Origin of the sequence: Pseudomonas syringae KCTC 12500 (assembly GCF_000507185.2) — a bacterium.
GTDB lineage: Bacteria > Pseudomonadota > Gammaproteobacteria > Pseudomonadales > Pseudomonadaceae > Aquipseudomonas > Aquipseudomonas syringae.
In genome coordinates, this window is record NZ_AYTM02000002.1 from 1 (window position 1) to 20560 (window position 20560).

Here is a 20560-nt window from a genome sequence, read left to right on the forward strand (position 1 = left end):
CACGAAGAGACCAGCGAAGTGCCGGTGATGATCACCAAGCATTGCCTGCGTTTCTCGTTCAACCTGTGCCCGAAACAGGCCAAAGGTGTGACAGGCGTGCGCACCAAGGTCGCGCCTATGCAACTGGTGCACGGTGATGAAGTGCTGACCCTCAAGTTCGATTGCAAGCCTTGCGAAATGCACGTGATCGGCAAGATGAAAGGTCACATTCTCGACTTGCCGCTACCTGGCAGCGCGGCGGCCAAATCGGTGGTCGCCACATCACGCCGGAAGACCTGCTCAAGACTGCGCGCCATCGTTCTCCGCACTGATCGGTTACAAGGGGTTGGCGCCCTGCCAGCCCCTTTCTGTCTTCTGATAAAGGCCTCTTAAAGAACGCGCCTCCATATGAGTGGTGTTCCACACCGATCGCTCTCCACATCGGTTACAGCAAAGCCCTGTTTTCTCCCAGAAACGAATCGCGCCTGGCAGAAACGGATGGGTATGCAGGTACAAAACCTCTATGCCGCCTACCTCGGCATGAGCCCAGAGCGCCTGACATAAGCGGCTGGCCAGCCCGTCGCCGCGAAACTCCGGCGTGACGAACAGACGTACGATCTCGACAGTTCTGCGCCCGCGGTAATCGAACTGCGGGAAACGATGATCGTAAGGCAGGTAGCCCACAGCCGCGATGATCTGCCCTTCACAGCGGGCGATCAGGAACTTGCCGTCCTCACCGTTCAGATACACCTGCTCGAAACCGGCCAGATCGGGCGGAACGGTGACGGTGTCGAGCAAGGGAAAGATCGCGGCACGCGCGCGCATGACGAAATCGACGGTGTGCGGAATCTCGGAGGGGTGTACTTCAGTGATAGTGATGTTCATGAGCACGGACTTATTGGGGAATTGCAGGGTGATACACATGTTACGCCAGCCTTGGGCTTCTGAACGCACGGCTTAACTATAGAGCAGGCGGCGCGGCGCAGAATTGCGACGCGGAGCGTCACGGCAGGCATTCCCACGCGGAACGCTCAGCGTTATACGCAAGTCCGCTTTTGATTCTGGCCGAAGGCCGTGGGAGCGACCGCGGGACAGACCGCAGGCACGCCGTTATCGTGCCCACGCTCCGCGTACAGCGCACAGCTTTACAGCGCAGCCCCCTTGATGCGCACCAATGCAAGGCAGGAAAAATCCTGCGCCAGATGCGGCTGTAAACGCTGCGCGGCCTTGCGGGCATTGCCCATTCGGGCTTGAAGCGCTGCCGGCGCAAGCTGGCACAACCTCTGCATAATCCTCAACAACCCCACCATGAAGGTGGTCGGGCCGCCCCGGTTGATCGACGTGGATCGCCAGTCTCGCAAAGACCAGAGGGCTACTCGGGTTGCTTCCGGCAACGTGGCTCGATGGCACCCCCGAATACCCAATAAGACAACAGGCAAAGGCGCCTGGAACCGAACGGTTCCGGGCGCTTTTTTTTTGCTTTGAAAAACCTGATTGGCCTCGGCCGGGACTCGCTATGAACACCACAGTCTTCCCCCCCAACGATGTAAAAACCCTGATCGTCGTCGGTAATGGCATGGTCGGACATCATTGCGTCGAGCAGTTGATAGCAGGCGGCGCACTCGAACGCTATCGCATCCACGTCTTTGGCGAAGAAACACAGCGCGCCTACGACCGCGTGCACCTGTCCGAATACTTCACTGGCCGCGACGCCGAATCGCTGGCCATGAGCGAGATGTCCGTTTACGAACAACCCGGCCTGACGCTGCACCTCGGCGTACCGGTGCTGGAGATCGATCGTGATCGTCACGAAATCATCACCGCCGAAGGCTGCTTCGGGTACGACAAGCTGATTCTGGCCACCGGCTCCTACCCGTTCGTACCGCCTATCGAAGGCGCCCGAGGCAACTCCGGCTGGTCTATCGCACACTGGAGGACCTGGACAGCATTCGCTATGCCGCGTCGAAAGCCCGCCGTGGCGTCGTGGTCGGCGGCGGACTGCTGGGGCTGGAAGCAGCCAATGCGCTTAAATCGCTGGGGCTGGAAGCCCATGTCGTCGAGTTCGCGCCGCGTCTCATGCCGGTGCAATTGGACGACCTCGGTGGCGCTGCGTTGAAAGCGCGTATCGAAGCGCTGGGCGTCGGCGTGCATTTGTCCCGCGCCACGCAGTCGATCAGCGACGGCAAGCAGTACCGCTATCGCATGAACTTTGCCAATGACGAGTTTCTCGAAACCGACCTGATCGTGTTCTCCGCAGGTATTCGCCCGCAAGACGCCCTGGCCCGTCAGTGTGAACTGGCGCTCGGCCCACGCGGCGGCATCGCAATCGACGAGCATTGCCGCACCAGCGACGCCGATATCTATGCCATCGGCGAATGCGCAGCCTGGAACGGCAGTGTGTTCGCCTGGTTGCGCCGGTTATCAAATGGCCCGTGGCGTGGCAGCGCAGTTGTGCGAACAGGATACTGACGCGTTCTTCGGCGCCGACATGTCCACCAAGCTCAAACTGCTGGGCGTGGACGTCGGCTCCATCGGCGATGCGCACGGTGCGCTGGCCGGGGCCGTCAGTTATCGCTTCATTGACGAAGCCACCGCCAGCTACCGTCGCCTGGTGGTGTCGGCCGATGGCAAGCAGGTACTCGGCGCGGTGCTGGTCGGCGATAACAGCTACTACGACACGCTGCTGCAATATGCGCAGAACGGCATCCCGCTGCCGCCGATCCATCGAGCCTGATTCTGCCGCGTGGCGAAGGCGCACCGACGCTGGGCGCCGATGCCCTGCCCGCCACAGCGACCATCTGCTCCTGCCATAACGTCAGCAAAGGCGCCGTGTGCTCGGCCATCGACAATGGCTGCACCGATCTGGCCGCAATCAAGTCCTGCACCAAGGCGGCCACCGTTGCGGCGGTTGCACCGCACTGCTCAAACAGGTTTTCGAGCATGAACTGATGGCCCGCGGTGTGGCGGTCGACAAAAGCCTCTGGCGAACACTTCGCTTATACCCGCCAGGAGTTGTACTCGATGGTGCGCGTCGAAGGCATCGAGACCTTTGACGAGCTGCTGACTCGCCATGGCAAAGGCGCGCATGGCTGCGACATCTGCAAGCCCGCAGTCGGCTCGATCCTGGCGTCGTGCTGGAACCGCCCCATCACCGAGCCTTCGCTGGTGCCACTGCAGGACACCAACGACACCTTCATGGCCAACATGCAGAAAAACGGCACCTACTCGGTGGTGCCACGTATTCCGGGTGGTGAAATTACCCCAGACGGCCTGATTGCGATTGGCGCCGTGGCGAAAAAATACGACTTGTACACCAAGATCACCGGCGGCCAGCGCATCGACCTGTTCGGCGCGCAGCTGCACGAGTTGCCGGATATCTGGAGCGAGCTGATCGAGGCAGGCTTCGAGACCGGCCATGCCTACGGCAAGTCGACCCGTACGGTTAAATCCTGTGTTGGCAGCACCTGGTGTCGCTACGGCGTGCAGGACAGCGTCGCCATGGCGCTGCGCATTGAGGACCGTTACAAGGGCCTGCGCTCGCCGCACAAACTCAAGTTCGCCGTGTCCGGCTGCACACGCGAATGCGCCGAAGCGCAGAGCAAGGACGTCGGCGTAATTGCCACCGAGAACGGCTGGAACCTGTACCTGTGCGGTAACGGCGGCATGCGTCCGCGTCACGCCGAGTTGTTCGCCACCGACCTGGATGACGAAACCCTGATTCGTTACATCGACCGCTTTCTGATGCTCTACATCCGCACCGCCGACAAGCTGCAACGTACCTCGGTCTGGCGTGAAACGCTGGAAGGCGGCCTCGAGTATCTCAAGGCGGTCATCATCGACGACAGCCTGGGCCTGGCCGCAGAGCTGGAGTCGCAGATGCAACTGGTGGTCGACCGCTACGAATGCGAATGGGCCAACGCCCTCAAGGACCCGGAAAAGCTCAAGCGTTTCCGCACTTTCGTCAACGACGGGCGTGCTGACCCCGACGTGCAGTTCGTCAAGGAACGCGCCCAGCGCCGTCCGGCAAAACCCGAAGAGCTGGCCCTTATTCCGTTGTTCAAGGAGGTAGTGTGATGAACGCGTCTCAGACAATACTTGCCGGCGACAATGCGCCCACGGCAGCGCAGCCGCACTGGCAGACGCTGTGTGGGCGCGCGGATCTGGTCGCCAATTCAGGCGTCGTGGCATGGCTGGACGGCGCGCAGGTCGCGCTGTTCTACCTGCCCGAAACCGCACAGGGCGAGCAGCTCTTTGCTATCGACAACCGCGATCCCAAATCCGGGGCGAACGTGATCGGGCGTGGTCTGATCGGGCAGATCGCGGGCGAGCTGGTCATCGCTTCGCCGCTGTACAAGCAGCACTTTCGTCTGCACGACGGCAGTTGCATCGAATACCCGGAACAGCGGCTCGACGTCTGGCCGGTAAGGCTCAAGGGTGATCAGGTAGAGATTGCCGTTTAATCGACAATGCCGATCGCAGACAACCTGGTCGCTGTCGAACCAGGTTGCTGCGGGGCATTTCTTGCAGCTTATTGAAGCTCGGAGACCAACGCCTTGTTGAAGCCCTGCGGGTCTTCCATCTGCGGGGCATGGCCCTTGCCCTTGAACTCCACCAGCCTGGCGCCCGGGATCATCTGCGCCACCTGCTTGCCTAATACCTTGTAATTGCCGATCTTCGCCTTGACCTCAGGCGGCGCGATGTCGCTGCCGATGGCAGTGGTATCGGCATCGCCAATCATCAGCACCGTCGGCACCTGCAATTTGGGAAACTCGTAGAACACCGGCTGGGTGAAAATCATGTCGTAGATCAACGCCGAGTTCCAGGCCACGATCTTGTGCCCCGGCCCTTTGTTCAGACCGGCCAGCATGTCGACCCACTTGTCATACTCAGGCTTCCAGCGACCATCGTAGTAGGTCTTCTGCTCGTAGGCGCGAATGCCTTCGGCGGTGGTCTTCAGCTCTCGTTCATACCACTGATCGACGCTGCGGTACGGCACGCCGAGTGCTTTCCAGTCCTCGAGGCCGATAGGGTTGACCATCACCAGCTTCTCGGTCTGTTTCGGGTACATCAACGCGTAACGCGTAGCGAGCATGCCGCCCGTGGAGTGACCGATCACAGAGGCCTTGTCGATACCCAGCTTTTCCAGCAGCGCATGGGTATTCATCGACAACTGCTGGAAGCTGTACTGATAGTGCTCCGGCTTGGTCGAGGTGCAGAAACCGATCTGATCCGGTGCGACAACGCGATAGCCGCGGCACTCAGTCCCTTGATGGTGTCTTCCCAGGTCGCAGCGCAAAAATTCTTGCCATGCAGCAGCACTGCGGTGCGGCCATTCGCCTTGCCGCCGGGCGCGACGTCCATGTAACCCATTTCCAGCGTCTGGCCCTGGGACTGGAAACTGAATTTGTGCAGCGCATGGGGGTACGTGAAACCTTCCAGTTGCTGGCCATAACCGGGCGTCTCAGCCAGTGCTACGCCTGACAGCGTCAACGACATCAACATGCCGGCAATCTTTGCAGCCCGCATAAGGGGCACCTCCTGTAGCTAGGGATCGGGAATCCACGGCGGTTTTTACGTTAAACCGCAGGCCCGCCAGTAGACCCTGTTTCCCCCTACAGATTCGCCCTTTTCCTGCCTGAAGAAGCGTAAGCAGACGTTTCATCATGTTGGGGCAAAATGCTGGACGCCTTCTGTGCGGACTGCCTAGACTTAGCCACCCGTTATCGGCCGTTTTGGCCATCCGGGTCTGATGCCAAGGAACAGCAATGAATCGAAATGAACTGCGCAAGGCCGACATCAACCTGATGGTGGTATTCGAAACATTGATGCAGGAGCGTAACGTCACCCGTGCAGCCGAAAAATTGTTTCTCGGCCAGCCCACGATAAGCGCTGCCTTGAATCGCCTGCGCAGTCTGCTCAACGACCCGCTGTTCATCCGCGTCGGCCACCGCATGGAACCCACTGCACGCGCCCACGAGATTCTCAAGCACCTGACGCCCGCGCTGGACGCCATGTCCACGGCGCTCAGCCTGACCACCGACTTCGATCCATCAGTCAGCAAAATGACCTTTCGCATCGGCCTGACCGATGACGTCGAATTCGGCCTGCTGCCGGCGATGCTCAAGGCCATCCGCCTGGAAGCGCCCGGCGTGGTGATCGTGGTCAAGCATGTCGACTACCTGAATATCTCCGAAGTGCTGATGTCCGGCGATATCACCGTTGGCGTCTGCCTGACCCGTGAACTACCGGCCAACGCCAAGCGCAAGACCCTGCGTAACGTGCAGCCGAGGCTGGTGCGCGCCGACAAGCCTGCCAGCCCCATGAGCCTGGACGAATACTGCTCACGCCCGCACGTGGTGGTGTCGCACGTTGCGAGCGTCAATAGTTTCTCCGATGAGTGGCTGACCGCGCTGGGGCGCAAGCGGCAGGTGGTGTTGTCGGTGCCGCAGTTCGCCACCCTGCCCGCCTTGATGGCCGGCACCGACATGATTTCGGGGCTGTCCGACTACGCGGCAAAGGCCATGAGCGCCTTGGGTTTGCTGTATGACGAGCCACTGCCCTTCCCCACGCCGGGGCTGGACCTGTCAATGACGTGGCTGAGTGTGATGGACAGCGACCCTGCCGAGCGTTGGCTGCGCAGCAGGATCGAGGAGTTCATGGGCGAGCGCCAGGAAGCGCCCGCCCTGGCCGGATGATCAGCCGAAACGACCGGTGATGTAATCTTCGGTCTGGGTCTTGGAGGGCTTGGTGAAGATGGTATCGGTGTCGCCGTGCTCGATCAGTTCCCCCATGAACATGAAGGCCGTGTAGTCGGAGCAACGCGCCGCCTGCTGCATGTTGTGAGTCACGATGATTACGGTGAACTGCTCTTTAAGCTCGGTGATCAGTTGTTCGATACGTCCTGTGGAAATAGGGTCAAGTGCCGAGGTTGGCTCGTCGAGCAGCAATACCTGAGGACGCAGTGCGATGGTGCGGGCGATGCACAGACGCTGCTGCTGACCACCGGACAGGCCGGTCGCGCTCTGCTTGAGCTTGTCCTTGACCTCGTCCCACAAGGCCGCGCCACGCAGGGCCTGCTCGACGCGATCTTCCATTTCCCGACGCGACAGTTTTTCGTGGTGCTTGATGGCGTAGGAAATATTGTCGTAAATCGACATCGGGAACGGCACAGGCTTCTGAAACACCATGCCCACATGACTGCGCAGGCGGTTCATCGAATAGCCTGGCGCCAGGATGTTCTCGCCATTGAGCAGCACTTCACCGCGTGCTTCCTGCTTCGGGTACATCGCGTAGATGCGGTTGAAGACGCGCAGCAGGGTCGATTTACCGCAACCCGACGGGCCGATGATCGCAGTGATGCGCTTCTCGGGGATAGTCATGTCGATGGACTTCAACGACTTCTGGTTGTTGTAGAAAAACTCCAGACCGCGTACTTGGATCTTGGTTTTTTCGTTGGCCAGGGAAAGGTTGTTCATCAGGACGCCCTATTGCGCAGAAGAATTAAGCGAGACAGCAGACTCAGTATCAGTACGAACAAGGTCATGACCAGCGCACCGGCCCATGCCAGGGAGTGCCAGTCATCGAACGGGCTCATGGCGTACTGGAAAACCACCACCGGAACGCTGGCGATGGGTTTGAGCAGATCGCTGCTCCAGAACTGGTTGCCGAAAGCGGTGAACAGCAGCGGCGCGGTTTCGCCGGTGATGCGTGCCAATGCGAGCAATACGCCGGTTACCACACCCGCCTTGGCCGCGCGAAGGACGATTTGCAGGGTCAGCTTCCATTGCGGTACACCCAGCGCCAGCGCAGCTTCACGCATGGTCGAGGGTTGCAGTTGCATCATTTCGTCAGTGGTACGCACCACCACCGGTATCACCAGCAATGCCAGTGCGAGCGCACCGGCAATCGCCGAAAAGCCCACCTGATGGCCTGTCACCGCGTTGAGTGGCAGTACCACGACGGTGTAGACGAACAGACCGAGCACGATGGAAGGTGCCGACAGCAGGATGTCGTTGATGAAGCGAACCGTGTTGCCCAGTTTGGTGTAGCGGGCAAATTCGGCCAGCCAGATGCCGGCCATCAGGCCGATCGGCGTACCGATCAGCAGGCCGATGCCGGACATCAGCACGCTGCCGTAGAACGCGTTGGCCAGGCCACCCTCGGTACCAGGCGGCGGAGTCATGCCGGTAAACAGTTGCAGGTTGAGCGCGTCGATGCCCTTGATGATGGTGGTCAGCAGAATCCACACCAGCCATAGCAGGCCGAAGGCAGTAGCACCACAGCTGAGCACCATCGCAATCTTGTTCTTGAAACTGCGAACCCGATACAGGTGCTCGCTGCCGGTCACATCCTTACTCATAACCCCTCCTTACGCGAAAGGCGCGACAGCATCAGGCGTGCAAGGGCCAGCACGATGAAGGTGACGACGAACAACAGGAAGCCGAGGGCGATCAGTGCGGAACGGTGCAAGTCGGTATAGGCCTCGTTGAACTCGTTGGCGATCACCGAAGCGATCGAACTGCTCGGCATCATCAGCGAAGCCGAGAACTGATGCGCGTTGCCCAGTACGAAGGTTACCGCCATGGTTTCGCCGAGCGCGCGTCCCAGCCCGAGGAACACACCGCCGACAACGGCCGAACGGGTGTAAGGCAGCACGATGTCCCAGACCACTTCCCAGGTTGTACCGCCCAGTGCATAGGCCGATTCTTTAAGGGCTACGGGCACGGTGCGGAAGACTTCCTGCATCACCGAGGTAATGAACGGCGTGATCATGATCGCCAGCACGATACCGGCGGTCAGCATGCCGATACCCAACGGTGGCCCCTGGAACATCGGACCGATCAGCGGCAGTGCGCCAAGGTTTTCGGTGATCCACGGCGACAGGTGTTCAGCCATGAATGGGCCGAAGACAAACAGCCCCCACATGCCGTAGATGATCGAAGGGATACCGGCCAACAGCTCGATGGCCGAGGCGATCGGCATGCGCAACCAAGGCGGCGCTACTTCGGTAAGAAAGATTGCAATGCCGAAACTCACCGGTACGGCGATCAGCAAAGCCAGAAAAGAGGTAACCAGGGTCCCGTAGATTGGAACCAGGGCGCCGAACTTGCCGGCGTTCACGTCCCACTCGGTGCTGGTCAGAAAGCTAAACCCGAAAGTCTGGAATGCCAGACTGCCGCCCCACAGGGTCGACAAGGCAATACAACCCAGCAAAGCAAGCACCAGCATCGCTGCAGCCTGCAATGAACGCTTGAACCACAGGTCATGACGATGATCCCGTTTGGCGCGCTTCTCGCCCTCGGACTCACCAGCGGAGACGTTAGCGGACAGGTATTGGGTGTTTTCAGTCATGTTGAGGCCACTCGCAAGGAAAAGCCCCTGTCACCGAGCCGATATCGCGGCTGATGACAGGGGTGGTACGGGTTGAATCACTTACTTGGTGAATTCCGTTTTCCAGTAGCTTTCCACGCGATCAACCAGCGATTTTGGCAATGCTACATATTCCAGTTTCTCGGCCTGCTTCTGGCCGTTTTCCAGGGACCACTTGAAGAAGTCGAAAGCAGCCGTGCTTTTCTCTTCGTTCTTGGCTTTCTTGTACATGATGATCCAGGTGGTCGCGGTGATCGGCCATGCAGCCTCACCAGGCGCGTTGGTCATGATCAGGTTGAAGTCTTTGGCGCTTGCCCAGTCGGCAGTGTCAGCGGCGGCAGCAAATGCCTTGGCATCAGGCTTGATGAATTTGCCGGCAGCGTTTTTCAGCTGAGTGTAGGACAGCTTGTTGGCGGTCGCGTAGGAGTACTCGACGTAGCCGATCGAACCCTTGATCTGCTTCACGTAGGCCGAAACACCTTCGTTACCCTTGCCGCCCACGCCTGCTGGCCACTGTACGGTCGAACCGAACTTCAGCTTCTCGTTCCACTCCGGGCTGACTTTGCTCAGGTAGTTGGTGAAGTTGTACGTGGTGCCCGAACCGTCCGAACGGTGAACGACGGTGATCGCCACATCTTTCAGGTGATCTTTCAAATCAGGGTTCAGGGCAACGATTGCAGGGTCGTTCCACTTCTTGATGTCGCCCATGAAGATCTTGGCGATGGTTGGGCCGTCCAGCTTCAGTGCGCCACTTTCGACGCCTTCGACGTTGACGATCGGCACGATACCGCCGATCACGCTCGGGAACTGACCCAGACCGCCAGCCTGCAGATCTTCTGCGGACATCGGGGCGTCGGATGCGCCGAAGTCAACGGTCGCAGCCTTGATCTGGGCAATACCACCACCCGAACCGATGGACTGATAGTTGATACGGTTATCCTTGCTCTTGCTGTAGTCCTGGGACCACGCCGAAATAACCGGGTAGACGAAACTCGAACCAGCGCCTGTTACATCAGTCGCGTGAGCCACACCGCTAAGGCACAGCGATGCGATCAGAAGCGACAAGCGTTTTTTAGTCAGCAGAATCACGGTAATACCTCAGTCCAGGAGATTGTGTGGTGGTCCACTTAAGGAGGCCCGAGGCGGATTTAAAACCTCAAATGTTGCTGTTTAATGACAATCCAACGAATCGTGTCGGGCGCGGAACGTTTTTGTAAGTAATTTCTTACGTCGCTGGTGGTGAAAAACCCTTTGAAAGCCAATGTTTACGGGCTATTTGCGTGGCGCCAAGCCAAATAGCGTTCTGCCACCACTCATCAGATAGCGGAATGCCAGCTGCGTTATAAAAATGTAAGAAAGTGTGATTTTAAGAATCGTTGTAAATGACCAAGCGGTCACGTTATAGCTAAATCAACTTAAAAATCCGCTTTCGACGGCGCTAAGGCGGTGTATGAGGACCGAAAAGAGCGCGCGATCACTCTCACGGCTGATAGCAACGACGTAAGCCGTCATGTATCGAACATATCTACCGTTCGTCGGGTTCGACGGCACCTATGGCCACTGGCCAATGACCAACGTGAGTACTTTAAAACAACGGAGTAAGCACCATGATCAAGACCAAACTGACTGCCCTGACTCTTGCTGGCCTGATGGCTGTAGCTTCAGGCGCTACCTTTGCCGAATCGACCACTACCCCTGAAACCCCGATTAACAAGAATGCGACCAAACTGCCGGGCACCAATACCCAGCCGATGGACCGCACCTCGTCCGAGACTCCAGGCGTGCAGACTGAAAGCAAAGAAGCGGCAGCCGAGCGTTCGATGAAGCACGACAAGGCTACACACGGCACGCACGACAAGAGCACCGTCACTGAAAAGACCAAGACTCAATAATCAGGCGTCTTACGCGGGCAGGACCATGCCCTGCCCGCGGGTCTACCCTTCTCGCGTCACCGTTTCAATCAAGTACTGTTTCAATCAAAGTATTCACGGAGTTTGCATAATGATCAGGAGTAGATTGGGGGCGATAAGCCTCGCGGCATTTTTGGCCCTGTCGGGCACCAGCGCGTTTGCCGGTTCGACCGGCCCGACCAACCCGGTCAGCGACAGCTCAAAAGTGCCCGGCACCGGTACGGAAAAGAACGTCGACGGCACCAGCCCCGGCGCGCCAGGCACAAGCCCCGGCACCAAAGGCATGGATCCGTTGCCTGGAAAGAACGGCAGTGCGGATGACAAGCCTCACGACTCGAAACAACCCCACGATGCGGATCACCAGGACAGTCAGGACGGGCACAAGGCCCCTTGATGATCTGACAGGTCGCTACTGACGCAGACACTGTCGTCAGTCGCCCACTGCACGTAACACACCTCCACCGGCATGCCATGCTCGGCACAGAAGTCCAGCCAGCGCAGTTGGTTGTCCTGGAGGCGGTCACCCGGCCCCTTGACCTCGATCATTCGATAACGACGCTGTTCCGGAAAAAACTGGATCAGATCGGGCATCCCTGTCCGGTTGGCTTTTATGTCCTGCAACAGCCGACGAAACCAGCGAAGCAAGTGTTCTGCCGGCAAACAGTAAAGCGCCTGTTCAAGAAGCTCCGGCGTCAGTGCACCCCAGAAAACAAACGGTGATTGCAGGCCGTGTTTGCTTTCAAAATGCTCACGAATGGTCGCCAGGTATTCACCCGATTCAAGTTGCAGCAGACAGGCATCGAACAACGATGCTCTGCGCTGATAGAAGTCAGGGCTGTACAGGTCACTCGGCGCACTGTGAAACGGATGAAAGAATGCACCCGGCAACGGGGCGAAAATGGCTCGCCAGCACAGCAGCCCGAACAGTGAATTGATCAGCGCATTTTCGACGTAATGCACCTCCCCACCCTGCTCTTCTTCAAGGTGCAGGCGTATCAGACGCTCGACACTCATTCCCGATACTGGCGAGACCTGTACGTCCAGCCGCGCAATGGCGCGCACCGTGCGCTTGCGCGCTGCCGTCAGGCCGAGCTTGCGTTGCAGGCGTGGCAATACGCGTGACAGGTGCTGGACCTCCGCATCACTTTCCGGTGCAAGACGGGCCTGTTCCGCCAGCGCCAGCGCCGCTGCGTACTCGGCGTTGCGCTCCAGTACGCGGATTTGCCTTGAGCGCGCGCCGGGGTAACCCGACTGACGATACACCGCCATCGCCAAAGGCCAGTCCTGCATGCGTTCGGCCTGTTGCCCGATACGAAACAGCAGTTTGCCGCGCCGCATGAGCAACCACGGGTTACCGCACTCGATGGCAATGACACGCTCGGCCAGCGCACGCAGTTCCAGGCAGGTTTCCAGCGCTTCCCGGCAGGCATGCAATTGCAGGCACACATCGATGTCGGCACGCTGGTTAATGCCGCGCGACTCCAGCGAAAACTCGACTTTCTCGTAGCGGTAGATACCCAGGTCAGCCAGCACGAATTCAGACCATTCCTGGTACAGATTGCCGAAGTACAGCAAGCGCAGGCGATCGCACAGCGGCATGATCTTCAGGCCGAATACGGCGTCGGGCAAGGTCGGGTGCCATTGTTCGAGGGACTGCGGCGACGGGTACATCGGCTGCAAGCGCTCGAACCATTCCTGCTTGCGCTCAGGGCCCTTGACCGCATGGTCTTTGAAGCACTGGCTCAACTCATCCCGACGCAGCAGCTGGAACAGCTCGCTCAGGCCCAGCGGCGGAGCGCTGTCGACCCACTCCCGCGCCAGCAGCGGCAATACCGCGTCATGAGGGTCGCCAATCTCGACATAACCGAGTTTGCTGGCCCGAAACAACACGCCTTTGCGCATCACCATGCGCACCAGCAAACCCTGGGAGGGCACCGGCAGCTCGGCAAACTCGCTGATGAAGCGGCGCTCGCTCGCATCGAGCAGGTCATCATAGCGCCGGGCAATCCAGTCAAGGACCTGACGGAAGTTTTCCAGGTAATAAAACGGGTTGTCGAGGGGCGAAGTATTCAAGGCCAGCGTTCACATGACAAATGAGCAGACTGAACAAGGATACTGGTTATCCGTACAGATTCCAGCGTAAACGCCTGCTGATCGTGTTTCGGCCGATCAATGGCATGTATCGCCGGCATGCGGTCAGCCTTAGAATCGGCGGGATAATATCTGCAGCCGAGAGACGAATATGCACGCGCCACTGGTTTATCTCGCAGGCTTCGACGTGTTCAGGACCGACGCCGTGGAACATGGACGCTATCTCAAGGCATTGTGCGCGGCACACGGGCTTGAGGGTTTGTACCCGTTCGACAATGAGGTCACACACGGACGGACAGCACATGAGACCGCGCAGCAGATTTACTCGATGAATGTCGCGATGATCCACCGCTGCACTGCCATGCTGGTCAACCTCAACGTGTTCCGTGGTCTGGAGCCGGATTCAGGCACCGCATTCGAAGTCGGGATGGCGGTCGCACTGAACAAACCGGTGTGGGCGTACTTTGAACCAGTGGCGTCGCTGCGCGAGCTGGTTCCCCACGATGAAAACGGTCTCGACGCCAATGGGTTTGCGGTTGAAGACTTCGACTTGCCGCGCAACCTGATGCTCGCCTGCAGTTGGGCGGGCACCAGCTCGACCGTGGAGCTGGGCGCAGAGGCGCTGGCAAAGTACCTGAGTGGCTTTCAGGCCCTGCCGGCGAGCGGCTGAACGCAGGCTGTCACCCCCAACCGAGAAAGTCTCCGCCATTATCGCGCAGCATCTGCAACATACCTTCTGCCGCGGGTGACAGGTAACCGCCTTTGCGCAGTGTCACGCCGATGGTGCGTTTAAGGGTGGTTTGCTCCAGCGGCACCTCGCGCAGGTGCTGCATGGTCTTGCCGAACTCCAGCGACTCGCGGGCAATGAAGCTCAACAGATTGCTGCGCGCAATCAGCCCCGGCAGCAGCGAGATCGAGTTCGCTTCGATCTGCACCGTGGGCAGTGGCAGGCCGTGAGCGGCGAAAGTCGCGTCGAGCCATTTGCGCGATGAAACACTCACCGGCGGCAGTACCCAGCGATACGCGCACAGGTCACTCATTTTCAACGACGGTTTGAAGATCGGATGATTCTTGCTGGCCACCACCACGGCTTCGTCCCTGAGTATGGCAAAGCTGGTGACGTCTTCACTGTCGGGCGCCAGCGCGCAGATGATCATATCCAGCTGCCCCGAGCGCAACGACTCACGCAGCAGGTCATCCTGGCCTATCACCAGTTTCAAGGTGACGTCCGGGGTACGCTGCAACAAGGCCGAAGTCAGTTTCGGCATCAAATATTCCGCCATGGTCGCGGCGCAGCCGACACGAATGTTACCCACCATACCAATGGCGAAATCCCGGATCTCGCGCTGGGTCTGGGCAATGCTTTGCTGCAATTCCTTGCCACGCGCCTGGAGCAGCTCGCCTACGGGGGTCAGCTTGATGCGTCGGCCGTCACGTTGAAACAGTCGCGTGCCGAATGATTCCTCGAGGCGCTGAATGCTTTTGGTCAGCGCTGGCTGACTGCGATTGAGCTTCTCCGCAGCGCGTCCGAGGTGCCCCAGCTCGGCAATGGTTTCGAAATAGGTGAGATCGCGCAAGTCCATATCTATCAACCAAAGTTATCAATTCATGATTATTAGAAAATAGACTTGATGGGTTGCGAAGTCGATACTGTGTGTATGTGATTTACCCCAATCAAGGAGAACGTCCTTGTCAAACGCTTCACGCTTTTCGCTTTCCTCCCTTTCCCCGCTGGCTCAATGGGCGGGTCTGATCCTGATAGCCGGCATTGCCGGGCAACTGCTCAAACTGTTCGATATGCCTGCTGCAATGTTCCTCGGGCCCATGCTGGTCGCCATCGGCTTTGGCGTATCAGGTGCCAGCATCCGCATGCCCAAGCGGGCCTTTCAACTCGGTCAGGGCACGGTTGGCGTGCTGATCGCGCATGCCATGTCAGTCAGCGTGCTGCTCACCGCCCTTCATTCATGGCATGTCATGCTTCTGGCGACCATCCTCACGGTGGTGCTTAGCGCGGCGGTTGGGCTGGTGCTGGTGCGCTTTGCCGGTATCCCGAGCAACACCGCAGCCTGGGGCACGTCACCGGGCGCGGCTTCGGCAATGGTCGCGATGTCCGAGGATTACGGTGCCGATTCGCGCATCGTCGCCACCATGCAATATGTGCGCGTCGTCTGCGTGGTCACTATCGGCGCGCTGGTCAGCCATTTCATCGGCGCCCCGGATTCCGCTGCGGCCCTGCACACCAGTGCAGCGGTACTGCCCAGCCTGAACCTTGTCGACCTTGCGCTGAGCCTGGCAGTGATTGCCGCAGGCGTGACCCTCGGCTCGCGCCTCCCGGCAGGTGCCCTGCTGGTGCCACTGATGCTGGGCGGCGCGCTGCAACTGAGTGGCGTGATGCAGATCACCGTTCCGGCCTGGTTGCTACCCATCGCTTACGGTGCCATAGGCTGCTACGTCGGCCTGCGTTTCGACCGGCCGACGGTGCAGTACGTCTGGAGACGGCTGCCGATGATGATTCTGGCCTCATTGCTGTTGATCGTGCTCTGCGCCGTGTCGGCCTGGCTGATTGCCGTGATGCTGGGCAAGGATTATCTCTCTGTGTACCTGGCGACCAGCCCGGGCGGCCTGGACACCATGGCCATTATTGCCATCGATACACATGCCGACGTCGGTTTCGTACTGGCGATGCAGACCTTGCGCCTGTTCGGCGTGATCCTGACCGGTAGCTTCCTGGCCCGGCAGATCATCCGCCTGACCGACAAACGCATCCCTGCGCTTTGACTTCAGATTTCAGGCTTGAGGCGACAGACCAGGCTTGACCCAGTGGTTTATTCCAACCCCGCCAGAGCGCTGGCCAGGCTTGGCGCCAGCGGCAACACCGGCAATAACGTGGCCTGATAGGCGTGATAAAGGTCCGGCTTGCCGGGCCATATGTCTGCGCTGGGCTCGTTGCGCTCGTTCAGCTCATGGCGCCAGCTGCCATGTTCATGATCGATGAACAGAGTCTCGTTGAACTCCCAGAAACAGCGATACCAGTCTTCATACTGCTGCTCGCCGGTACGTTGCAGCAATGCGGCAGCAGCAGCGGCCGCCTCGCAGTGAGTCCAGTGCAGGCGATGACGGACCACCGGCTGGTTCTGCCAGTCGAGGGTGTAGACAATACCCGGTGCTCCATCGACATCCCAACCGTACTGGCAGGCATTGGCAAACAGTTGGCGGGCATCGTCCAGCAACCATTCGGGGTTGGCGCGTCCGGCCTGACGGCGCGCAGCCTCCAGATGCAACACCAGCCGCGCCCACTCGAAGGCATGCCCCGGCGTAGTGCCGAAGGGCCGGAAACCGTCAGCCGGGTTTTCCCGGTTGTAATCGGCAAGCGGCTGCCAGTCCTGGGTGAAATGCTCGATGACCTGAAAGTTGTTGGCACCGGCATGCTCATGGATAACCCGCTCGACAATGCTCAGCGCCCGGTCGAGCCACTGCGCGTCACCCGTCACATCGGCGAGTGCAAGGAAGGCTTCGGTGCTGTGCATGTTGCTGTTGGCGCCGCGATACGATTCCTCATTGCTCCAGTCCCGCGCGAACGACTCACGCATGGCGCCTTCCTGATCGCTCCAGAAATGCGTCTGGATCACCTGGATGGCGTCGGACAGCAATGCCTGCGCGCCAGGCCGCCCCGCCACCACGGCAGAACTGGCCGCCAGTGCGACGAACGCATGCAGATAAGCCTGTTTGTCGGTCTTGCCGCCGTCTTCGAGCGCGGCACTGAACCAGCCGCCGTGTTCGGCATCGTGCAACGGTCCGCGCAGTGCGGCGATACCGTGATCGACCAGCGCAGCACAGCCAGGGATGCCCTGCGCATGCGCCATGGCAAAACAGTGGGTCATGCGCGCCGTGTTCATGGTTCCTGCTGTGGCACCGACCATCAGCCGACCGTAGTCATCAAGACTGCCAAAGCCGTTGTCCAGCCTCGAAGCCTTGGCGAAGGTCAACAAACGATTGCCTTCCAGTGCCAGCCACTGGTGATGGGCTGGCGAGCGCAGCCAACTGCTGAAGGTTTGATTATTGTTATTCATGAAGCGATGCCGCCCCCTTCGATAAGGTTGTGCCCAGACTGTACCGGAGGTCATTTCGACCGAGGGCATAATGCGCGTCCGGTCGATCGTCGGCAAGCGGACACAACCTGTATCAATGTAGGGTTTTACACCTTGAAGCGTGAGACCACCTGGCTCAGGTCGGCCGCCAGACGCGACAATTCGTGGCTCGACGCACTGATCTGGTTGGCACCCTGAGTCGACTGCATGGACAGATCGCGAATGTTGACGATATTGCGATCGACCTCACGCGAGACTTGCGCCTGCTCTTCCGCCGCGCTGGCAATCACCAGATTGCGCTCGGAAATCTGATTGATCGACGAGGTGATTTCGCTCAAGGACTCGCCCGCGCCCTTGGCCAGCGCCAACGTCGAGTCGGCCCGATCGCGGCTGGTGTTCATCGAATCGAGTGCCTGCGCCGAACCGCTGCGCATGGCACTGACCATCGAATCGATTTCCAGGGTCGACTGCTGGGTGCGATGCGCCAATGCCCGGACTTCGTCCGCCACCACCGCGAAACCACGGCCCGACTCGCCTGCACGTGCCGCTTCGATGGCGGCGTTGAGTGCCAACAGGTTGGTCTGCTCGGCAATCGAGCGGATCACGTCCAGCACTTTACCGATGTCCTGCGACTGATTGGCAAGGTTTTGCACCAGCGTCGAAGTGGTTTGTACGTTGTCGGTCAGCGTCTGGATCGACTGCACCGTCTCGATCACCCGCGTCTGGCCCGCCAATGCCGAGGTACTGGACTGGTTTGAGGCGTCCGACGTGGACACGGCATTACGCGCAACTTCTTCTACTGCCGAGGTCATTTCGTTGATCGCTGTAGCGGCCTGATCGATCTCTGCATTCTGCTGGTTCAAGCCGCGGTAGCTGTCTTCGGTGACCGAGTTGAGCTCGGTAGCGGCCGATGCCAGTTGGGTGGCCGAACTGCCGATGTGGCGCATGGCTTCACGCAGATTGACCTGCATCATCGCCAGCGCACGTAACAGTCGGGTGACTTCGTCTTCGCCATCGACTTCGATGGTATGGGTCAGGTCGCCGTTGGCAACCTGCTCGGCAGCGGTTACCGCACGCTGCAGCGGACCGACGATGCTGCGGGTCAGCCAGAGCGCCAGGCCGATGGTGCACAGCGCAGCAATCACCACGAAGATAATGACGATGTCGCGCGACTTGTCGTACTGGGCCTCGGCCGACTTGCCTTCCGCATCGACCTTGGTGACATAAAAGTCCGCCAGGTCACCGAGTTGCTTGCCGGAGCCGTCGACGATCTGCTTCATGTCGACCAGCAGCAGCTTGTTCAGCCCGACGCTGTCGCTCTGGCCAGCGAGTACAAAGGAGCGGTCCAGCGCACTGCGGTATTGGCCCATGGTCACCATGAACTGGTCGGTCAGCGACTTCTCTTCCGGAGTGTCGACAAAGGTCTTGAGGACAGACAGCTTCTTGTCCAGATCGCCCAGGCGTACGTCCAGCTGGCCACGGTAGGTCGGAATGCTCGCAGGATCGGTGTCCAGCGCCATGCGCAAGGAAATGGTCCGAATGCGCAGCATGATTTCGCGGATATCGTTGACCACTCGCATGCTGGGCAGCCAGTTGGTCTCCACCGCCACTTCACTCTGGCGAATGGTCGACATCTGCGCCAGCGCAAACCACCCCAGCAAAGCCACCAACAGGGAAATGAGGGTAAAACCCAGACCGGCACGACGAGCGATAGTGAGTTTGCGTAAATTCATGACCAGGGCTCTTTATATTTTTTGGAGGGCAGTATCCGACGCGAAGTTGTCAGACAACCGACAGCGTATCGCCCTGGTCAGGCAATTCTTTAGGACGGCCTGCGATCATTTGCAGGGTTGCTTAAAGTAACGGCCAATAGCTGGGCCGGTGTTCGCTGATCACAGTGCTGTCATCAGCCGCCCGAAGCCATCTGCCAGAGCCGCGCCACATCGCGCGCGCGCTCGTGCAACAGGCGGCGGGTATCGCGGCAGGCCTGCTCGAGACTCATTGGTCCGCTGACCAGAGCAAAGGCTGCGCCGATGCCATGCGCGTACAGCTGCTCGTAGCCTTCGCCCAGAGTTCCCGCCAGCACAATCACCGGCACTTGCCGACGCTGGGCGACCCGCGCAACGCCAAGCGGGGTCTTGCCACGCAGGGTTTGCGCGTCGAAACGGCCTTCGCCGGTGATGACCAGATCGGCACCGATCAACGCCTGCTCCAGCCCGGTCAGGTCGGCCACCACTTCCACGCCGGCACGAAACGAGGCCTTCAGGTAGGCCTTGGCGGCAAAGCCCATGCCCCCAGCCGCACCGCTGCCAGGACTGTTGCGCAAGTCCTCGCCGAGAACCTGAGCCGTTTGGTCGGCAAAACAGCCGAGCGCGGCGTCCAGCGCCATGACCTGCTCGGGCGATGCGCCTTTTTGCGGGCCGAAGATAGATGAGGCGCCATTCGGTCCGCAGAGTGGATTATCGACGTCGGCGGCGATCTCGATGCACACGTCAGACAAGCGTGGATCAAAACCGCTCAGATCGATACGCGCCAGCTCGGCAAGCGCGAGCCCACCGGGCGCCAGAGGCTGATCGTCGGCATCCAGAAAGCGCGCCCCCAAGGCTGTAAGCATGCCGCTGCCGCCATCGTTGGTTGCGCTGCCGCCGATGGCCAGAATCACCCGACGGGCTCCTGCATCCAGTGCCGCCGAGATCAATTGGCCGGTGCCTTCCGTGCTGGTCACACAGGCGTCGCGTTGTGCGAGGGTCAGCAGTTGCAAGCCACTGGCCATGGCCATTTCGATGATTGCGGTCCTGCTCTCCGCCAGCCAGCCCCAGTGGGCAGTGACCGGGGCGCCTAGCGGGCCGCTGACGCTGGCGCTCATCAGCTCGCCATTGCAGGCAGCCAGCAGCGCCTCGATGGTGCCCTCCCCGCCGTCTGCCATCGGGCATTTGATCAGCTCGGCATGCGGCCAGACTTCTGCCACACCACTGGCGATCGCGTCGGCAACTGCCTGGGCGCTGAGGCTGTCTTTGAACGAGTCGGGGGCGATGACTATTTTCATTGTTGTTCTCCAGATCCGGTACTCGAATGCTCTCATTCAAAACCGTGCTTTCCGCCTGTCGATCGCACAATGATCCG

At 59.7% G+C, this 20560-nt stretch carries 18 protein-coding genes and 4 pseudogenes; 9 read left to right on the plus strand and 13 right to left on the minus strand.

What is annotated here, in order from left to right:
• Nucleotides 1–311 (plus strand): annotated as a pseudogene (locus V476_RS00510) (collagenase-like protease); the annotation flags it as partial.
• A 4-nt stretch (nt 312–315) separates the two neighbouring features.
• Here the strand turns inward: V476_RS00510 and V476_RS26390 are convergent.
• Together V476_RS26390 and V476_RS28520 are read right to left on the minus strand one after the other, a co-directional pair.
• Nucleotides 316–864, minus strand: a pseudogene (locus tag V476_RS26390) (GNAT family N-acetyltransferase).
• Between the two features lie 260 nt (nt 865–1124).
• Entirely contained in the window at nt 1125–1373 is a 249-nt protein-coding gene (locus tag V476_RS28520) for a hypothetical protein (protein ID WP_154390288.1), read from the minus strand.
• Between the two features lie 122 nt (nt 1374–1495).
• On the opposite strand from V476_RS28520, the pseudogene nirB reads away from it, so the two are divergent.
• Together nirB and nirD are read left to right on the plus strand one after the other, a co-directional pair.
• Nucleotides 1496–4053: pseudogene (nirB, locus tag V476_RS00520) on the plus strand (nitrite reductase large subunit NirB).
• Nucleotides 4053–4439, plus strand: coding sequence for a nitrite reductase small subunit NirD (gene nirD / locus V476_RS00525; protein WP_003315451.1), 387 nt, complete (start codon nt 4053–4055; stop codon nt 4437–4439). The pseudogene nirB and the gene nirD overlap by 1 nt, the downstream one beginning before the upstream one ends.
• 68 nt (nt 4440–4507) lie before the next feature.
• On the opposite strand, the gene V476_RS00530 is transcribed toward nirD, so the two are convergent.
• A complete protein-coding gene (locus V476_RS00530; protein ID WP_248833012.1) occupies nt 4508–5275 on the minus strand; it encodes an alpha/beta fold hydrolase in 768 nt (255 codons plus the stop codon).
• An 11-nt stretch (nt 5276–5286) separates the two neighbouring features.
• Here V476_RS00530 and V476_RS28770 point away from each other — a divergent pair, with 11 nt between their 5' ends.
• Both V476_RS28770 and V476_RS00535 read left to right on the plus strand, forming a co-directional pair.
• The gene (locus V476_RS28770) at nt 5287–5460 is read left to right on the plus strand and encodes a hypothetical protein (protein ID WP_248833013.1); all 174 of its coding nucleotides are present in this window, start codon (nt 5287–5289) and stop codon (nt 5458–5460) included.
• Nucleotides 5461–5744: 284 nt separating this feature from the next.
• Entirely contained in the window at nt 5745–6674 is a 930-nt protein-coding gene (locus V476_RS00535) for a LysR family transcriptional regulator (RefSeq protein ID WP_003426270.1), read from the plus strand.
• Here the strand turns inward: V476_RS00535 and pstB are convergent, their stop codons facing one another.
• The 4 genes from pstB to pstS all read right to left on the minus strand — a co-directional run bounded on the left by pstB (nt 6675) and on the right by pstS (nt 10437).
• Nucleotides 6675–7454 (minus strand): phosphate ABC transporter ATP-binding protein PstB, encoded by a 780-nt coding sequence (pstB, locus tag V476_RS00540; protein ID WP_002553918.1) that lies wholly within the window; start codon nt 7452–7454, stop codon nt 6675–6677.
• Nucleotides 7454–8338: a phosphate ABC transporter permease PstA gene (gene pstA, locus V476_RS00545; protein WP_003396464.1), complete on the minus strand. Its 885-nt coding sequence runs from the start codon at nt 8336–8338 to the stop codon at nt 7454–7456. The genes pstB and pstA overlap by 1 nt, the downstream gene beginning before the upstream one ends.
• Nucleotides 8335–9330, minus strand: coding sequence for a phosphate ABC transporter permease subunit PstC (gene pstC / locus V476_RS00550; RefSeq protein WP_003315456.1), 996 nt, complete (start codon nt 9328–9330; stop codon nt 8335–8337). Before pstC ends, pstA begins: the two co-directional genes overlap by 4 nt.
• Nucleotides 9331–9411: 81 nt before the next feature.
• Nucleotides 9412–10437, minus strand: coding sequence for a phosphate ABC transporter substrate-binding protein PstS (pstS, locus tag V476_RS00555; RefSeq protein ID WP_024961167.1), 1026 nt, complete (start codon nt 10435–10437; stop codon nt 9412–9414).
• 518 nt (nt 10438–10955) lie between these two features.
• Between pstS and V476_RS00560 the strand changes: the two genes are divergently transcribed.
• Both V476_RS00560 and V476_RS00565 read left to right on the plus strand, forming a co-directional pair.
• On the plus strand, nt 10956–11240 hold the full coding sequence (locus tag V476_RS00560; protein ID WP_024961168.1) for a hypothetical protein: 285 nt from the start codon (nt 10956–10958) through the stop codon (nt 11238–11240).
• 109 nt (nt 11241–11349) lie between these two features.
• The gene (locus V476_RS00565; protein WP_024961169.1) at nt 11350–11652 is read left to right on the plus strand and encodes a hypothetical protein; all 303 of its coding nucleotides are present in this window, start codon (nt 11350–11352) and stop codon (nt 11650–11652) included.
• Here the strand turns inward: V476_RS00565 and V476_RS00570 are convergent.
• A complete protein-coding gene (locus tag V476_RS00570) occupies nt 11628–13331 on the minus strand; it encodes a VRR-NUC domain-containing protein (protein WP_024961170.1) in 1704 nt (567 codons plus the stop codon). The two genes, V476_RS00565 and V476_RS00570, sit on opposite strands and share 25 nt — an antisense overlap.
• A gap of 169 nt (nt 13332–13500) precedes the next feature.
• Here V476_RS00570 and V476_RS00575 point away from each other — a divergent pair, with 169 nt between their 5' ends.
• Nucleotides 13501–14019: a nucleoside 2-deoxyribosyltransferase gene (locus V476_RS00575; RefSeq protein ID WP_024961171.1), complete on the plus strand. Its 519-nt coding sequence runs from the start codon at nt 13501–13503 to the stop codon at nt 14017–14019.
• Between the two features lie 10 nt (nt 14020–14029).
• Here V476_RS00575 and V476_RS00580 read toward each other — a convergent pair whose 3' ends face one another.
• Nucleotides 14030–14932, minus strand: a complete 903-nt coding sequence (locus V476_RS00580) for a LysR family transcriptional regulator (RefSeq protein WP_024961172.1) — start codon at nt 14930–14932, stop codon at nt 14030–14032.
• 106 nt (nt 14933–15038) lie between these two features.
• On the opposite strand from V476_RS00580, the gene V476_RS00585 reads away from it, so the two are divergent.
• Nucleotides 15039–16127: an AbrB family transcriptional regulator gene (locus V476_RS00585; RefSeq protein WP_024961173.1), complete on the plus strand. Its 1089-nt coding sequence runs from the start codon at nt 15039–15041 to the stop codon at nt 16125–16127.
• A gap of 47 nt (nt 16128–16174) precedes the next feature.
• Here V476_RS00585 and V476_RS00590 read toward each other — a convergent pair whose 3' ends face one another.
• The 4 genes and pseudogenes from V476_RS00590 to V476_RS00600 all read right to left on the minus strand — a co-directional run bounded on the left by V476_RS00590 (nt 16175) and on the right by V476_RS00600 (nt 20483).
• Nucleotides 16175–17419 carry a D-mannose isomerase gene (locus tag V476_RS00590; protein ID WP_024961174.1) on the minus strand — a complete coding sequence of 415 codons (1245 nt, stop codon included), beginning with the start codon at nt 17417–17419 and terminating at the stop codon, nt 16175–16177.
• Nucleotides 17420–17544: 125 nt separating this feature from the next.
• Nucleotides 17545–18411 carry a methyl-accepting chemotaxis protein gene (locus V476_RS29220; RefSeq protein WP_412779295.1) on the minus strand — a complete coding sequence of 289 codons (867 nt, stop codon included), beginning with the start codon at nt 18409–18411 and terminating at the stop codon, nt 17545–17547.
• Nucleotides 18400–19170, minus strand: a pseudogene (locus tag V476_RS29225) (HAMP domain-containing protein); the annotation flags it as partial. The gene V476_RS29220 and the pseudogene V476_RS29225, both read right to left, overlap by 12 nt.
• Nucleotides 19171–19343: 173 nt before the next feature.
• Nucleotides 19344–20483, minus strand: a complete 1140-nt coding sequence (locus tag V476_RS00600; RefSeq protein WP_024692846.1) for a glycerate kinase — start codon at nt 20481–20483, stop codon at nt 19344–19346.
• Nucleotides 20484–20560: the final 77 nt, after the last annotated feature.

Bases quoted from the DNA above. Each gene is read 5' to 3' on its own strand.
- nirD (WP_003315451.1), top strand. From the start codon at position 4,053: ATGAACGCGTCTCAGACAATACTTGCCGGCGACAATGCGCCCACGGCA.
- V476_RS28770 (WP_248833013.1), top strand. From the start codon at position 5,287: ATGCAGCAGCACTGCGGTGCGGCCATTCGCCTTGCCGCCGGGCGCGAC.
- V476_RS00535 (WP_003426270.1), top strand. From the start codon at position 5,745: ATGAATCGAAATGAACTGCGCAAGGCCGACATCAACCTGATGGTGGTA.
- pstB (WP_002553918.1), bottom strand. From the start codon at position 7,454: ATGAACAACCTTTCCCTGGCCAACGAAAAAACCAAGATCCAAGTACGC.
- pstA (WP_003396464.1), bottom strand. From the start codon at position 8,338: ATGAGTAAGGATGTGACCGGCAGCGAGCACCTGTATCGGGTTCGCAGT.
- pstC (WP_003315456.1), bottom strand. From the start codon at position 9,330: ATGACTGAAAACACCCAATACCTGTCCGCTAACGTCTCCGCTGGTGAG.
- V476_RS00560 (WP_024961168.1), top strand. From the start codon at position 10,956: ATGATCAAGACCAAACTGACTGCCCTGACTCTTGCTGGCCTGATGGCT.
- V476_RS00565 (WP_024961169.1), top strand. From the start codon at position 11,350: ATGATCAGGAGTAGATTGGGGGCGATAAGCCTCGCGGCATTTTTGGCC.
- V476_RS00575 (WP_024961171.1), top strand. From the start codon at position 13,501: ATGCACGCGCCACTGGTTTATCTCGCAGGCTTCGACGTGTTCAGGACC.
- V476_RS00580 (WP_024961172.1), bottom strand. From the start codon at position 14,932: ATGGACTTGCGCGATCTCACCTATTTCGAAACCATTGCCGAGCTGGGG.
- V476_RS00590 (WP_024961174.1), bottom strand. From the start codon at position 17,419: ATGAATAACAATAATCAAACCTTCAGCAGTTGGCTGCGCTCGCCAGCC.
- V476_RS29220 (WP_412779295.1), bottom strand. From the start codon at position 18,411: ATGATGCAGGTCAATCTGCGTGAAGCCATGCGCCACATCGGCAGTTCG.
- V476_RS00600 (WP_024692846.1), bottom strand. From the start codon at position 20,483: ATGAAAATAGTCATCGCCCCCGACTCGTTCAAAGACAGCCTCAGCGCC.